The 14,987-nt window shown below is 30.1% G+C and carries 16 protein-coding genes; 13 read left to right on the top strand and 3 right to left on the bottom strand.

All coding sequences use genetic code 11. The features are described from left to right. Positions 1–461 precede the first annotated feature (461 nt). The 7 genes from ACQCPR_RS14290 to ACQCPR_RS14260 all read left to right on the top strand — a co-directional run bounded on the left by ACQCPR_RS14290 (position 462) and on the right by ACQCPR_RS14260 (position 7,046). The gene (locus ACQCPR_RS14290; RefSeq protein WP_427137345.1) at positions 462–599 is read left to right on the top strand and encodes a hypothetical protein; all 138 of its coding nucleotides are present in this window, start codon (positions 462–464) and stop codon (positions 597–599) included. A 166-nt stretch (positions 600–765) separates the two neighbouring features. Beyond that, positions 766–1,908: a hypothetical protein gene (locus ACQCPR_RS14285; protein ID WP_427137344.1), complete on the top strand. Its 1,143-nt coding sequence runs from the start codon at positions 766–768 to the stop codon at positions 1,906–1,908. Positions 1,909–2,439: 531 nt separating this feature from the next. Beyond that, positions 2,440–3,387: a tyrosine-type recombinase/integrase gene (locus ACQCPR_RS14280; protein WP_427137343.1), complete on the top strand. Its 948-nt coding sequence runs from the start codon at positions 2,440–2,442 to the stop codon at positions 3,385–3,387. 429 nt (positions 3,388–3,816) lie between these two features. Beyond that, entirely contained in the window at positions 3,817–4,827 is a 1,011-nt protein-coding gene (locus ACQCPR_RS14275) for a hypothetical protein (protein ID WP_427137342.1), read from the top strand. Positions 4,828–5,329: 502 nt separating this feature from the next. Further along, positions 5,330–5,503 (top strand): hypothetical protein, encoded by a 174-nt coding sequence (locus tag ACQCPR_RS14270; protein ID WP_427137341.1) that lies wholly within the window; start codon positions 5,330–5,332, stop codon positions 5,501–5,503. A 72-nt stretch (positions 5,504–5,575) separates the two neighbouring features. Beyond that, positions 5,576–5,752 (top strand): hypothetical protein, encoded by a 177-nt coding sequence (locus tag ACQCPR_RS14265; RefSeq protein ID WP_427137340.1) that lies wholly within the window; start codon positions 5,576–5,578, stop codon positions 5,750–5,752. Then, complete coding sequence (locus tag ACQCPR_RS14260) at positions 5,736–7,046, top strand: TOTE conflict system archaeo-eukaryotic primase domain-containing protein (RefSeq protein ID WP_427138954.1); 1,311 nt, start codon at positions 5,736–5,738, stop codon at positions 7,044–7,046. Before ACQCPR_RS14265 ends, ACQCPR_RS14260 begins: the two co-directional genes overlap by 17 nt. 202 nt (positions 7,047–7,248) lie before the next feature. Here the strand turns inward: ACQCPR_RS14260 and ACQCPR_RS14255 are convergent, their stop codons facing one another. Both ACQCPR_RS14255 and ACQCPR_RS14250 read right to left on the bottom strand, forming a co-directional pair. Next, positions 7,249–7,725, bottom strand: a complete 477-nt coding sequence (locus ACQCPR_RS14255) for an HNH endonuclease (protein ID WP_427137339.1) — start codon at positions 7,723–7,725, stop codon at positions 7,249–7,251. Between the two features lie 35 nt (positions 7,726–7,760). Beyond that, on the bottom strand, positions 7,761–8,117 hold the full coding sequence (locus ACQCPR_RS14250) for a hypothetical protein (RefSeq protein ID WP_427137338.1): 357 nt from the start codon (positions 8,115–8,117) through the stop codon (positions 7,761–7,763). Positions 8,118–8,390: 273 nt separating this feature from the next. Here ACQCPR_RS14250 and ACQCPR_RS14245 point away from each other — a divergent pair, with 273 nt between their 5' ends. Beyond that, complete coding sequence (locus ACQCPR_RS14245) at positions 8,391–9,590, top strand: hypothetical protein (protein WP_427137337.1); 1,200 nt, start codon at positions 8,391–8,393, stop codon at positions 9,588–9,590. A 160-nt stretch (positions 9,591–9,750) separates the two neighbouring features. Then, on the top strand, positions 9,751–10,392 hold the full coding sequence (locus tag ACQCPR_RS14240; protein ID WP_427137336.1) for a hypothetical protein: 642 nt from the start codon (positions 9,751–9,753) through the stop codon (positions 10,390–10,392). 240 nt (positions 10,393–10,632) lie between these two features. Here the strand turns inward: ACQCPR_RS14240 and ACQCPR_RS14235 are convergent, their stop codons facing one another. Next, complete coding sequence (locus ACQCPR_RS14235; protein ID WP_427137335.1) at positions 10,633–10,824, bottom strand: hypothetical protein; 192 nt, start codon at positions 10,822–10,824, stop codon at positions 10,633–10,635. Positions 10,825–11,336: 512 nt separating this feature from the next. Between ACQCPR_RS14235 and ACQCPR_RS14230 the strand changes: the two genes are divergently transcribed. The 4 genes from ACQCPR_RS14230 to ACQCPR_RS14215 all read left to right on the top strand — a co-directional run bounded on the left by ACQCPR_RS14230 (position 11,337) and on the right by ACQCPR_RS14215 (position 14,983). Next, positions 11,337–13,607: a hypothetical protein gene (locus ACQCPR_RS14230; protein WP_427137334.1), complete on the top strand. Its 2,271-nt coding sequence runs from the start codon at positions 11,337–11,339 to the stop codon at positions 13,605–13,607. A gap of 144 nt (positions 13,608–13,751) precedes the next feature. Then, positions 13,752–13,910 (top strand): hypothetical protein, encoded by a 159-nt coding sequence (locus ACQCPR_RS14225; protein ID WP_427138971.1) that lies wholly within the window; start codon positions 13,752–13,754, stop codon positions 13,908–13,910. Positions 13,911–14,078: 168 nt separating this feature from the next. Further along, a complete protein-coding gene (locus ACQCPR_RS14220; protein ID WP_427137333.1) occupies positions 14,079–14,210 on the top strand; it encodes a recombinase family protein in 132 nt (43 codons plus the stop codon). A gap of 302 nt (positions 14,211–14,512) precedes the next feature. Further along, positions 14,513–14,983 carry a tyrosine-type recombinase/integrase gene (locus ACQCPR_RS14215; RefSeq protein ID WP_427137332.1) on the top strand — a complete coding sequence of 157 codons (471 nt, stop codon included), beginning with the start codon at positions 14,513–14,515 and terminating at the stop codon, positions 14,981–14,983. Positions 14,984–14,987 lie beyond the last annotated feature (4 nt).

The following is a 14,987-nucleotide window of genomic DNA, read 5'->3' as shown; positions in this document are numbered from 1 at the left end:
AAATTTTGAGAATCCAGTCTTTTAAAAGACTGGATTTTTTATATGTTGTTTAAGATGGCTTGTTGGAACAGTATACGGCAAAGCAAGACTAACATGTCTGGCATTGAATAACACGTGTGAAAAGGACAGGGGCAGGGTTTACAGGATAGACAATAACCACCCTAAGTACAATCCCTTGAACAGTTACCGCCAGAAAAGAGGAATGAAATATAATTACGATACGAAAGGGATTTTAAGTTTTTGCCAAAAAGAGATAACAATTCAATTGCAAAATACTCTTGGAATTACAAAGACGAGATGAAGATGATGAAGTTAAATGAATAACAGTTTACTTTTAAATTGTTATTTTTAAAAAAGCCAAAACAATAGAATTTCATTGCGTAAAGGCTCTTTTAAATTTGAGTGAACATTTTCAGTTGAGTTTACTGAAACATTTAAATTACAACTAAAGGAGCAGTATAATGAGAGATTTATTTTTGGATAAAGGTACTTTTACAGAAGAAGAAGCAATTGAAATTACTATTCGACATGGTTATGATGGTGCAGAATTTAAAACAGCGGTTTGGAAAACAAGAATCATACTAGTAGTAGCTGTATAAAATTCAATTTTTACCTAATCTAAATACCTTTGATAATTTAATATAGAATATATCGAGTTGATTATTAGAATGATACAAGTCTTGGAAATTCATATGATATAATTAATAAGAATTAATACAGTTTTGGGTTAAGCTATTTGTATTTTCAAAACAAGGAGTTGAAGTTATGATTAAAATAGGAAGAAAAATTGAAGAGGAACAAAGTTATTTAGAAAAATTTCTTTTATTAATTAATGATATAGAGATTACAAATGAGTGTGGATATATATGGTACTCTTCATTTAGCAAAGAATATGATGCGAGAATATGGGATTTACAATATGCTACATTAGCTTTTGATTTATCCTTTAGAGATGCAATGCTCGAGATTTCTAAATTAAATTTAATTTACCAAGTTGAATTTACAGAGTTAATTGATGGAGTATCAATAAAAAAAGTACAAAATAATGATAATGACAAATATGTTCTTAGTCTCGAAATAGGTTTTGATAATTTTGAAAATTGGAAAAATCCATATAGTATTCAGGAAATTGCAGATGCTTTAAGTGAGAGAATTAATAAAGATAAGAACTTAGGGTTTAAATGGAAACAAAGTGATGATGAAATAGTTGTAAATGGATGCCAGATTGTTTTTGAAACAAATGATGAGAACGAATCTATTAAATCGTTTATTAATGCTGAATTACCTACTATTAAAAAAATATATGATGAGGTAATTGAAGATTTGCTATCAGAAGAAACTGATGCTGTATTTAGCGTATTTAGTTTCCCTGAACATGTTAGCATACCATGTGAACAGTATCTATTGTATTTTGCTCAATTCCTTAAGGAATTAGGAATTGATGCAACTGCTGATATTAAACATGAAGCAGGGAATGTATTATTTTCTGTAACCCCAACATCTGGACATTCAGCACTTATGCAAATCCGACAAGCCCTTGATATTTACTTGCAGATGCCTGTAATTTTGTCCAATAGTAATTATATGCAAATACCTAATGACCCTAAAGTCCAACAACTATTGGCTAATATCCAACATTTAAACGGTCAACTCATGTTGAGTAATGCAATTCTTCAAGTAAAAGAGCAAACAATTCAGCAACAACAGGTAATTATAAGACAGCACCAACAGATTATAGATGCTACAATACTCCAAAACTCTCTACTTTCAATTAGTCAAAATGAAATGGATGATAAAGAGGATATACTAGGTGGAACAGTTTCCATAAAAAAATTTGAAGGAAAAGGCTTTGAATTAAATCTCCCAACAATTTATCGATGGGTAAGAAATTTAATAACCAAAGATTAGTTTGATTAATAATAATTGGGAACATTTACTATCTAATGGTAAATGTTTTTTTGTTTTTAGAATGATTCTTCTAAAATATTTTGATTTTTTTCATATGTAGTAAGAGAGATAAAATAGGGCCAATACATGTTTTTAACCCATGAACTTTATCTATAATAAGGAGGTTTCAGAAAAGGTTATAGATGAAAATGTATTTGAGTGAAGTATTAAGTTTGGGAAGGTTTCTATTCATTATATGATGCAGGAAAGATAGTATCTAACAATGCTAGGAATAGGTTAGACACGCTAACAAATGAAAACTTCCCTAGATACTTCGGAGGTATTACAAAAGAAGAGCTTGTTCAATTAATTTATTGATAAATGGGAAAGAGTATGACGTATGTTGGGTTTGAGTAAAATGCTCTGTAAACACTGTTATATCAATGCTTTTGTGGTAAGGGGTTCTGACAAGAGACTAGCCAAGGGGGCATCTCCCTTGTACAATTCGGTATGGAAATTGCCTTCTAAAATTATATTTTGGGAGGTATTTTAATGACACAGGTTAATTTAAGAAATTTAGTACAGTTAGATGAGACAGCTAAATTTATGAAGCAAGGAATGACTATTGAGAAAGCACTTACGATACTAAATAGGCAGATGAAGGTAAGTGGACTAAGGGAAAGAACTATAAAGGACTATAACCTATATATTAAGCAGTTCTGTTTGATTACAGGTGTTATCTATCTTTCTGACATTACCTTGGAAAAGATATATGACTGGTTAGATTCTATGAACGTATCTAATACAAGTAAACTCATCAAGTTGAAAAGCTTGAAATCAATACTAGGAAAATGTTTTGATAACGGGTGGATTGAAACGAAGTTTTGGACGGTCATTAAGATTAAAGTGGATAAAAATGTGAAAAAGGGTGCTAAGAGGGATGAAATAGATATTTTATTATCGCTGTTAGATTTAGATACTTTCGTGGGTTTACGTGATGCTGTAGCAGTTTTGACAATGTACACAACAGGAATACGTATCAATACATTGGAGCAGATTGAAGAAACACATATAGACATAGATAACCGTATGTTTACATTAGATGGCTCAATTCTTAAGAATCATAAGCTACTCCAGTTGCCTATTAATGAAAATCTGACCCAATTACTACAAGTGTTAATGCAACAAAATGATAATATTAGAAAAAAGCATAGACAAAGTAATAACTTTTTATTCATAACGCAACAAGGAACAATGTTAAAATCCAAATCAAACAACAATACTATTTCAAAACAGTTAAATAAATACTCTCATGAATTTGGTTTAGAGAATATCAATGCACATGCAATACGTAGAGGATATGCTAAGAAGCTACTAGAAGCAGGAGCAAGCATTGCTATAATCTCAAAAGCTTTAGGTCATTCTAACTTGGCTATAACAACACAGTATTTGGATTTAAATGTGGAAGAGGTAGCATCAAGCCTTAGGGAATTCCTATGATGATTATCAAAGAACATCTTATTTGGATAATGAAACTTTGCAATGGAACTAATAGAGAGTATTAAGCACAACACTAACAAGGTAAATTTTGAGAATCCAGTCTTTTAAAAGACTGGATTTTTTATATGTTGTTTAAGATGGCTTGTTGGAGCAGTAGACGGCAAGCCAAGAATAATCTGTCTGATATTGAATAACACATGTGAAGAGGACATGGGGGAGTGATTACAGGATAGACAGTAACCAACCTAAGTACAAGCGCTATAACAGTTCTAGCCACAAAAGAGGAATGAAATATATTTACGATACGATAGCGTAAAATTGATTCTCATTTTGAATACAAAGTAAAAGTTCAAGGTTTATATCTTAATCTATTTATGTTTTAATTGGAAATATAAGGTGTCGAATTGTTGGTTAGGAGGTATTGAGAAGGTGGTTAATTTAGATAAATACCTTAAGCGACTAGAGCAACAACAGAAGATGGTGGATAGGATAGCAGGTGGGAATACCATTCTGGAACGACTAGAGCAACAACAGAAGATGGTGGATAGGATAGCAGGTGGGAGTACCATTCTGGAACGACTAGAGCAACAACAGAAGATGGTGGATAGGATAGCAGGTGGGAATACCATTCTGGAACGACTAGAGCAACAACAGAAGATGGTGGATAGGATAGCAGGTGGGAATACCATTCTGGAGCGACTAGAGCAACAACAGAAGATGGTGGATAGGATAGCAGGTGGGAATACCATTCTGGAACGACTAGAGCAACAACAGAAGATGGTGGATAGGATAGCAGGTGGGAATACCATTCTGGAGCGACTAGAGCAACAACAGAAGATGGTGGATAGGATAGCAGGTGGGAATACCATTCTGGAACGACTAGAGCAACAACAGAAGATGGTGGATAGGATAGCAGGTGGGAATACCATTCTGGAGCGACTAGAGCAACAACAGAAGATGGTGGAGAAATTAATAATATCACCGATAATACAGACATTTAAAGCAGACACGTTTCAATTTAGTGATGGAATAGCAATCGTGGATAACTTTTTTGAACAGGTTCATTCAGATTTAGAATCTCAGGAAGTTGATAGTTCAAGCCAAAATAATCAAGAATTAAAAGAGTGGCTCATTGAATTTCTCGAAAACTCTATTGAACTAATTAATATTCTTAAAAAGGTATGCAATACAATAGATACAAAAAAGGCAAAAACACATTTAATTACATTGATAAGTTTGGTAGGTTCTATTTTAACAATTATTAGTTTTTTGCAAGGGAATGCCACAGAGATTTATATTCATAATGAATATGAAGATGTAAAGATTGAAATAGAATCAAGTGGTGATAAGACTGATATTTATATTAAGAAGAAAGACTCAACTACTGAAGAGGAACAAGTAAACGAAGATAAGTGGTTATCGGGTGGTGAAAGAACATAATTTAAATAAGTCTAACAACTTTACTCAGTGATGGGTAAAGTTTTGCGTGGATTCATATCTTAAATTTCATATGGTTCTTATGGTGATTTTTGTAACAGAAAATTTTTCATGTTAGCGGTAAGGTTAGACAAGTTAGCTTTATCTTGAAGCTGAACCGTATAAAACATACTTTTATCACAGGCGTATGCTAGTGGTCAAACTGACGAGTTACGAAGCTCGCATGATGTTCAAGATAGTTGAGTTGCTACTTTACCTTTTTAACTAGAATGGATTTTTAATATCGTGAAATGAGAGGTTACATTAGCACTTATACTGAATAGATATACAGATTTCTAATTAGTTATATTTGATTCTGATTGAAGGGCTTTCCAAAATGATGGAACTTACCTCGTTTTCAACACTATCAGTAATAAGAGGATTTTATTCTAACTCTCACGTTTTTTGTGAGAGTTTTTTTATTTGTCTTTTTAAATCACGTTTTATGTGAAGGAGGTTAATTTATTTGAATGATATTGAGCTAAAACAGATGTTGAAGAAGTATAAAGTACGTTATGGTGCTTCAAATGCATATATGGGAAGAAGGTGCGGTGTATCAAGAGAGCATATCAGTAGATGGGTGAATAATGATAATTATCACCTATCTAAGTCATTACAAAAGAAATTATACAAATATTAGTAAATGAATAGATAAGCAAACCTCAGTGATAGAACTGAGGTTTTTTTATTTGAGTAAAAGGAGAAATGAAAAATGAAAGTTACAGACGCACACATCGAACAATTCAATAAACTATTTGTATTAACAAGATGGAAATACATTTATCAATCACCTAAAACTAAAAGTTGGGTGACGTTTGACCATAATAAAAGCAAAAGTAATTTAAAGTTGAATGATTCATTAATAAAGAGCCATCTATCTAAATGGTAAAGGAGCATATGGAGTATTCTCTGCAAAAGATTTTACCAAATTTTTAACATTTGATGTAGATGTTAAAGACGACTTACAAAGAGCCAAATGGATTGCTTTTAGACTAGTTGGATCCTTAAAGGAAGTTGGAATTAAAGATAAAGATATCCATATTTCATTCTCTGGAAATAAGGGTTACCATGTTGATTTATATTTTAATAAACCAATTGGCAATGATATTGCTTATGAATTTTATGAAATGATGTTAAAACATTCAGATTGTACTTCAAAAGAGATTGAATTTAGACCATATATGTTAAAGTATGGTGTCAAACTTCCTTTAGGCATCCATCAAGCTACGGGAAAAAGATGTTGGTACGTGGATTACTATAATTACTTCAAGCCAATTGAATCATTTGACCACATCTTAACAATAGAACAGATGGACGTTGATATACTTTATGCAATTATGGAGAGGGAAAAAGATATTTATGAGGAGCAGGAAATTATAGATATTGAAGAAACTAGAAATATTATTGAAACTAAAATTACAGCTTTAGGCAGTTACAAACAAAATGTAGAAGAGAAAGAAACAATTGAATCTATTGAGAAGTTAGTTCATGAAGGACTACAGATTGTTAGTACAAGACATAATTCGTCTTTTAAAATTGCAAAGTATTTTAGATACCAAGGTTATGACCAAGAGGAAGCATTGGATATGTTAAACGAGTGGATTAGACAGCAAGACGAAACGAAATATTCAACCTCTCTAGAGGGCTGTTACAAGGACAATGAATTAATTGTTCAGTATATATATGAAAAAGAAGTCACTTTGACGATTGAATCGAAAACCATTGAGTTAACCTATGAAGAAATGAAGCAAATAATTAAATTAAAATCATTGAATCAGAAACTAATTGCATATTGTTTATTAATACACTCAAAACGCTATGCTAATCAGCAAGGCGTTTTTTATATGTCCTTTAATCAGATGTCGATAGCTAGCGGACTGTCTGATAAAACAGTTAGAACAAATGTAAATAAACTAGAGGAAATAGGAATTATCAATGTTATCGCTAGGAATCAAATTCTGAAGGATTCAAGAGGTGCATTCGCAGGTAAGAAACCTAACAAATACCAAATTAATATTGAAAAAGTGGTATCTGATGCATTATGTGAGATTAAAATCGAAGGATTAAATTATAATGCTTCATTGAAATTAGTCATTAATAGTCTTTTTGATATGAGTGAATTAAAGAATGTATTACCTAGACGCCAGTACGAACAGTTAAGAGCTACAGAGATATATAAATAATCTATTATAGGTAGATATGTGCAAATGATATTTACCTAAAATGTAGGTGGTCAGTTATGGGGTGCATAAACAAGTAGCCAGAAGCTGAACTACCAGGATACCAGTACCTATACGCTAGTTCCTAAATGCCAATACCAAGAGCTAAGGGCTACAGAGATATATAAATAATCTATTATAGGTAAATTCGTACAAGGGCTAGCTTTTAAATATTCATATTACTCATTGCTCGGTCACTGATTTTCTTGACGTCTTCTTCTATTTCTAAATGATGTATCTTTCTATGGCAGTTAGGACATAGAGCTATGACGTTATCAATGGAATCACTTCCACCTTTAGACAAGTAATGAATATGATGTACTTCTAAAAATGGTTGCCCATGTGTATCATGAAAGGGTGCATCCATGTCGCATAATTGACAAACCCCATTTGAAACCCTTCTTGCAAATTCTCTAATATAGACACTTCTAGAATAAGCTGTAGTTTGGTTTACATTTAACTTCCTATTTTCTTTTGATTCTAGAATAATAAGTTTTTCTGTTAAATGCTTTAACGAGAGACTATCGAAGTATTTTAGTTTTAAGTTACAATAATCTTTATAAATATCATGAAAAAACTTTCCATATTCATAATGATTTATATCTTCTCTCCATGCTTGTTGGTCACTTTTAATTTGCCACATTGAATTATATCTAGTAGACCATGTTTCAGAAAGTTCTATTCCATTTTTTTAGCTTCATTAATAATATCGATTGCTTGTGCTTCTGTTTGGGATAGTAATATTTGATGTCTAAACAAAACACTATATTTTCGTCTAGTTGTTTGTAAAATCATACTTTTTAGGGAATTACAATCATCATAATCCTCAATAAAATGTATTAGAGAGCCATTATAGAATTTAAAAGGAGGATTAATCTTAAGTTCTTCTAACTTAAGACGAAATTCTTTAACTTCCTCGTAATTCTTTAGATAATATAGCATCATCATAAGTTCTACTATTGAAGGTCTTCTTTTCTCTTTTTTTATTAAATCTAAAAATAGTAGAATTTCTGATAAATCCATTTCAATTTTCATGTGTAAACTCCTTTTTCTTTTAAGAATAAATCATTTATATTAGGAATAATAGGAAATGTTTTAGGTAATAATAAAAAAACAAAAAATAATAACTTGATAAGGAGTAATAGTTTATGAAAAGAAGTAGAGTTTTGACCAATCAAATAAAATATCTAAAAACAGGGTAGCCCGTATAGGCTACCCTGTTTTTTATAGTACTTTATTTAGCATTTGTAAAAAACGAGTACTCATTTGAATATTGCTTATTAAAATTAAAGGAGAATGTGAAACCAGATGGATAATTATCATAAGAATAACTATAAAAATAACAATAAAAAGAATACTGATGAAGATTACATTAATGAATTTGTAAGAGTTACAAGTAAATCTGGAAAAAATCTTACAAAAAGAGGATTTGATGAGGATTCACATTTATCTAGTATGAGCATTATTAAAGGATTAAAAAAGAGTTGGAAACAATTAATAGTGGAATTTAATAAGCTTGAGGAACTTTATGATTACGTAATAATTGAGTATCAAAAATATGCTTATCAGAATGGAAAGGCAAATTCGACTAACTTTGTTAGAGAGCATCATTATATGGGGCAATATTTATTTTCTGATGTTCTTGATATTAAACTTGTTAGAAAAGCAGGGGGCTTTATCAATAGTAATTACAATGGAATGTACAATGATTACCTATTGAAAGAACATTTTAATAAAGTAATGGAAAAACTAAAACATATTCCATCAGTATCAGAGTTTCTTAAACATGGAGATATTTTACCATCAATATATTGTGACTATTATGGAGTAAAAGGACAACAGTGGGATAAAGTCTTAGAAATAATGATAGAGGATGAAGCCATACTTGAAAGCTATATAAGAGAAAGGGATAGTGAATATACTATATTAGCTATTAATTCATTAAAAGAATATAGCCTTAAAAATAGGATACCAGAGGCTGTTTTAGAAAAGGAATTTAGGAGAGTTTTTGACTATTTTTATGAGAATTATGGCACTCATCCAACAAGAAGATTATTCAACAAACACTCTATTTTTAATGACATGACATATAGAAAGAGACATGAAATTAGATGGAGTGAAGTTATAAAATTTTATGGTTATACTCCAAGAGAGAGAAATGTATCGGAAAAAGTGTTTTTAGAAATATTAAAAAAAGTCCTTAATTGTGATTATCAAAGAAACAAAACTTTTCCCTGGCTATTAGGTGTAAGAGGTAAACATTTATTTTGTGATGGTTATTTTGTAGACTTAAATTTAATTGTGGAATTTGATGGAAAACATCATAGGGTTTCAATAGAGACTTTTGGAGGTTATGAAAGATTTATCAGAGTCCAACAAAATGATGCAATCAAAGAACAATATGTAAAAGTAAAAGGCTTCAAATTTTTAAGAGTTTCATCTAAAGAAAACTGGGAGAACGTTGAATATTTAAAGAAAAGATTAAGAGTATTAGATATTGATGTTTAGGCTTTATAATATTTATTACTGTTTTTTTATTTATTTATCGATTTGTTTATAAAGTTTTTGTTGATACTTTTTGCTCATTACTACTTACGAAATACATCTGTTTATAAGTAAATTGTATGGTACAATACGAAGGGTTATATTTACTAAAAGGAGTGTTTATATGGAAGAAGTATTGGAAAATAGTAATCAAATTAACTTTAATAATAAAAAAAGAAAAAAGAAAAAAAATACTATTATCTTGGTGACTATTGGGATTTTTCTTGTTATTGGTGTTGTACTTGGAGTAATGAAATATCAACAAAATCAAACAGAAAAGAAAAATGCAGAGTATGCAATTATCTTAGCAGAAACAACTGTTGATATGTATTTTGAATTTATTATCTCAAATTATCTGGTTATAAGTTATTCAGATATTTGGGAGAACGCAATAGATTTAGATATTGATTTTAACGATGCTGTCAACTCTTATAAAGATGCTGTATCAGAAAAAGGAGTTTTTGAAGAAAGAGAAAAAGAAAAAGATGGTTTAAGAAATAATATGAAATTATTACAGAATCCCCCTACAGAATATATGGAATCTTACATAGTATTAAAGCAAATGTATGGTATATATTCAAAAATGTATGAGCAATCACTTTCACCTACTGGTTCACTTGTAGACTTCAATAGAAAGACCAATGACTTAACAAGTCAATATGAACAATTACAAGAGGAATTATTAATTACACTACCCGCTGATGTTAAAGAATTAAAGGATAGATACGAAAAAGAGAAAAATGAAGAAGTAAAAGATGACCTCTAATAAAAATACACTCTCATTAATAGGAGAGTGTATTTTTATTAGGTTAATGATTGTGTGAGGAAATTTATCTTAAATAGAAAAGAATTACAAATAGATTAAAAAACAATATATAAATGAAATCACAATTTTATTTAGAATTTAATTATAAGATGATTGGTTTTATGATTAGCACTTTCAAATAATGACCGTCCTTATCAAATAAAGGGAGGGCATTAAGCGTTCTATTAAGAAAATTACCCTTTATACACGTATTATTCCTGCAGCATTTTCTTTAGCGACTTCAGTTGGATAAAGTTTGTCTGTCTCGCATATTCCGACAGGATTATCTCCAACAATGTATCCAAGCATATCACCTGTAATTTGCTTTCCTATTCCAATATGTTCCGGTACCCCATAAAGCCATGCACCAATCAATCGAACAGTACCATCCATATAGTAAGTTCCTATCGTCCTTATATGAAAGATATGTTTGTTAATAAGAGCATTCATGGTTTTACTAGCTTCATCGTAGGTCGCACATCTACGTTCAAAAGAGCCGATATGTAGATTGCTATTTAAGCGAATTGCTCCTATTAGTTCGTGAAAAACTTGACCATATACTTCCTTCTTACAGTCATACTATAAACCTCCAATCAATTATAATAATGCTTTATTTCTAGAAATTTAACTATAATACCTTTAAAAAGGTATAACCGTTTAATACAAGGGGATTTAATAGATTTTGCTCCCCCAAAAAAAATTTAGATAATTGTCTGTCAAAGGTACTGGTAAATAGATACAATGTTATTAGTGTAACTACTCGAATTGAGAAATGGATGAGGATGTGAAATGGGTATGGGGATGTCTATTCACACAGTGGCGATAAAATATCAAGTCGAAAAGAAGTTTGTGGTTTTATATATAAAAAATGTTTATAATTGTAAAAAATATTGAGGTGAAAATACATGAAAGTATATATTGATATAAAAAAAATTTCTGATGCCCCAATAGACAGTGCAGATATATTCGAAATACCAAAATTTAAAAGACTAAAAAGTGAAATTCTACTTGGAAACCCAACTACTTACCTCGTATCAGGATATAGAGGTGTTGGAAAAACTTCATTTATGAAAACTTTAGTAAATAAAGTGAAGTTAGAACTAGATGAAAAAGATGTTAATGAAAAAAATAAAAAACGTAGCTTATTTTGTGAATTTTTCCATGAAAAGACTAACGTATTTGTAGTAAATGGCACTAACAAATATAAAGTTTTTATACATATTAATGTAGGGAAATATAGTTCTTTTTCAAATGTAGTAAGGAGTTTGGTAAGAGAAATATACTGGAAGGTTACTGAGAAAGAAAAAACTTCAAAAATCTTAAAGAGTAATCTTACATTATTATCTGAGTTAAAGTTGACATATCAAAGGACATTTGAAGACGTAGAAATTAAAGAAAATGATATAGAAACTATAGAATCTATTAAAACATATTTATTTAGTGCAACCTTTCAGAAATTATTAATAAGGCTGTCTACTCTAGTGGTAGGTAGTACCGCTCTTATTGAATATATAAAAGAAGGAAGTGTAGGTTTAAAAATCTTAATTCCTTTATTAATCGTGGCATTTTTCTTATTTTCGTTCGAGTATAAGAAAAATAAATTAAATGCTAAGACTAAAGAAATGAATAGAAAAACATTCTATGATGATGAAATTGCAGAATTTCAGCTAGCTAGAATAATTGATAATTTATATGATAACGGAATAGAAATTGTATTTATAATTGATGAATTGGATAAAATTGAAAAAGATGAGGATATAAATAATTTAATTTCAGAATTAAAGCCTTTAATGTTAAAGGGCAAATCTAATTTTCTATTAATATTTGGTCAGAAGATGTTATATAAATATTTAATGGCAGATATTTTTGATAACAATATTTTGTCTAGCATCTTTTCAAGAAATGTTCATATACCTTTACTTGATAGAAAAGGATTTGAAAATTATTTAAACATGATAACTATTGAACCAAAGGTTATCAGTGAGGAATTGTTAATAAGTGAGTATCTAGATGAAAAAATATTATTATCAAATAGGATATTTAGAAAGTTTATATCTTTGGTAAGGAATGACATTCAATTTGATAGTGATGGCAAAACTTTTATAGAGATAAGTGAAAATAACTTAGTAAGAAATACAAATGCAAATTTAGCAAGGATACTATATTTAGTAGAAGATGAAATTGAAAAGAGTAAAGAGTATGTATTAGATGAAGGAGTTAAAGATTTTCTTATTTCAAATTTATATAACACAATATCTATTATGAAAAGAAAGCAGCATGTGTCTTTTGGTATTGATGAGATTTTAGAAGATAAAAACTTTATTGAAGATGAATTTGCATCAGCTTACTTTAGCTATATAAAAAGGAATGTCCAATCTATAATAAACAAGATGGTTAATAATGGACTATTAAAAGAAGTAGTATCAATTGATATAGAAAATCCTCATTTATACAATAAAGATAATCAAAAACCTGAATATATGTGGGCAAATATTGCTAAGATTGAGAAATTAGACAATGACTATTATTCATATTTAGATGAGTTTATTAAGTTCGAGAATTGGTTGAAGAGCATTTTTAATCAATTGCAAGAATACCTTATTAAAGGAACATATAATAAGACCAATTCTATAAGTAGGATATTAAATATTCTAATGAAGGAAAAAGTTTTATCAGAAGGCATTAATAAAGAATTTTCAAGAATAGCCAAAGTGCGGAATAGTATAGCACATGGTGAAGAATTAAATGAAGACGATAGAAAAACATTATTAACATTTGAAGAAGATTTACACTATTTTAAAGCAAGGATTTTTGAAGAAGTAATGATTTATACAGCTTCTAGAGTTAATAATATTGATAAAAAGTATTTAAACTTAAATAATTCTTTGCAATTATTTGATATGAATATTGACAATATTAATTTTGAGTTTAAACTAATTAATTCAAAATCTACGTTAAAAAATACATTGAAAATGTTAGAAAAAGAAGTTGCAGTTGAAAGATTATATGAAGTTCGAATGGTAATTTTAGTTGATGGTGAAGCAGAATTACAAAAAATCAAAAATAGTATTGAAATAATTATTGGTAATAATCCAAGGATAAAAGTGAAAATTATTGAGAAGGTAAATCTAATTGATTTACAAGATTTTTTGTTAGTTCAGAATATTATGAATTAATATAGTCCATTTCATAAAGAATTAATATAAAATCATTTATCACAATGTAATTAGTTTAGCTTGAAAATTTTGTGAAATACCTAATCCCAAATTACTGCAACTACTTTACAATGAAAAATATAGTATTTTATTGGGAATTGGTAATTGCCCGATAATTGTGAACGGAAAACCCTTCTGAACGTAGTTGACCCAGCAAAAGTAACTCGTTCAGCTCTTCAAAACACTGCATCTGTAGCTGCATTGTTCTTAACAACAGAAGCAGTGTATATAAAGTATAATCCGAAGACTACTTCTTATAAATAGGGGGGTAGTTTTTCTATTTTATTAAAAATGGTATGTACAGAAGTTTGAACTTCTAAACAACATTAAAGTAGTTGAAAAGTGAGTGAAATTGATGCTTTTATTAGTCTTGAAGTTATTCTGTAATAAAAAGTATAGAATGATATAAACTTATAGACTGGAGAGGATGATATGGAAATTATCGGATATGCAAGGGCTTCAATAGCAGGGCAAGATAATGGATTAGAAACGCAGAAGGTACTACTTGAAGAAGCAGGAGCAAAAGAAAATATTTATGAGAAGATAACAGGTACTAGTTATTAAGTTATTCTAGAAATTCTATTAATGCAGTTCATTACGTAGTGAGCGATAGAAAATGGGCAAGATAAGCATATAGAAAGAAAAGCAGTATTTTCTGCTAAAGTTATGCAGAAAGCACAAGAACAGTAGAGAATTGAGTAGACAATAAAATGAGTGCTTCAGATATATCTTTTGTGAGGACAAGCAGAATCAGAGGAGCAGAAGAAGCGTATAGCTCTCTTGCGTCAAATGGACAACGATGTTCAATATGCAGTACAGAAACAAGTGAGTGTTAAAACAGCGCAACCAGAGCACGAGGTTATGCTATGGTTGATAAACCTTATATAAGAGTGAAAGCGATTGCTTTGTTCAATCTGATAACAGCGTGTAGAACTTCTGAAATGGTTGTTATCCAAGTGAAACGAATTGACTTAAAGAATCGTACGGTAAATGTTTATTTGAAGAAGAAGAAAGAACGGAGCACAAATCGACTAACACTAGAGGTTGTTAATGCAATCAAAGAACATATCAACACTTATGACTTAGAATTGGAGAGTTACCTAGTAGGTAAAGTGGATAAGTATAACGACTGTACAACTATACAGGTATCTGATGTTGCTTATAGGAGGTCAATTCACAAGTGGTTACACACTATACTCAAGACTCGGGTTTCCGCCATGCACGAAGCAGGAGCAAGCCCAGCGACAAACGCAAAACAAAGTGGTCACAAGAACTTTGAAACAATCAGTAAGCACTATTTATCAGTCAATGATAAGACGATTGAGAAACATTTTTAGATAT

Source organism: Psychrobacillus psychrodurans, assembly GCF_050209195.1.
In the GTDB taxonomy this organism is placed as follows: Bacteria; Bacillota; Bacilli; order Bacillales_A; family Planococcaceae; genus Psychrobacillus; species Psychrobacillus psychrodurans.
Note: the sequence above shows the minus strand (reverse complement) of the source record. Positions and strands in the feature narration are given on the sequence as shown.

Excerpts from the sequence above, each read along its gene's own strand:
- ACQCPR_RS14290 (WP_427137345.1), top strand. The coding sequence starts at position 462 with ATGAGAGATTTATTTTTGGATAAAGGTACTTTTACAGAAGAAGAAGCA.
- ACQCPR_RS14285 (WP_427137344.1), top strand. The coding sequence starts at position 766 with ATGATTAAAATAGGAAGAAAAATTGAAGAGGAACAAAGTTATTTAGAA.
- ACQCPR_RS14280 (WP_427137343.1), top strand. The coding sequence starts at position 2,440 with ATGACACAGGTTAATTTAAGAAATTTAGTACAGTTAGATGAGACAGCT.
- ACQCPR_RS14265 (WP_427137340.1), top strand. The coding sequence starts at position 5,576 with ATGAAAGTTACAGACGCACACATCGAACAATTCAATAAACTATTTGTA.
- ACQCPR_RS14255 (WP_427137339.1), bottom strand. The coding sequence starts at position 7,725 with ATGTGGCAAATTAAAAGTGACCAACAAGCATGGAGAGAAGATATAAAT.
- ACQCPR_RS14250 (WP_427137338.1), bottom strand. The coding sequence starts at position 8,117 with ATGAAAATTGAAATGGATTTATCAGAAATTCTACTATTTTTAGATTTA.
- ACQCPR_RS14245 (WP_427137337.1), top strand. The coding sequence starts at position 8,391 with ATGGATAATTATCATAAGAATAACTATAAAAATAACAATAAAAAGAAT.
- ACQCPR_RS14240 (WP_427137336.1), top strand. The coding sequence starts at position 9,751 with ATGGAAGAAGTATTGGAAAATAGTAATCAAATTAACTTTAATAATAAA.
- ACQCPR_RS14235 (WP_427137335.1), bottom strand. The coding sequence starts at position 10,824 with ATGGATGGTACTGTTCGATTGATTGGTGCATGGCTTTATGGGGTACCG.
- ACQCPR_RS14230 (WP_427137334.1), top strand. The coding sequence starts at position 11,337 with ATGAAAGTATATATTGATATAAAAAAAATTTCTGATGCCCCAATAGAC.
- ACQCPR_RS14220 (WP_427137333.1), top strand. The coding sequence starts at position 14,079 with ATGGAAATTATCGGATATGCAAGGGCTTCAATAGCAGGGCAAGATAAT.
- ACQCPR_RS14215 (WP_427137332.1), top strand. The coding sequence starts at position 14,513 with ATGGTTGATAAACCTTATATAAGAGTGAAAGCGATTGCTTTGTTCAAT.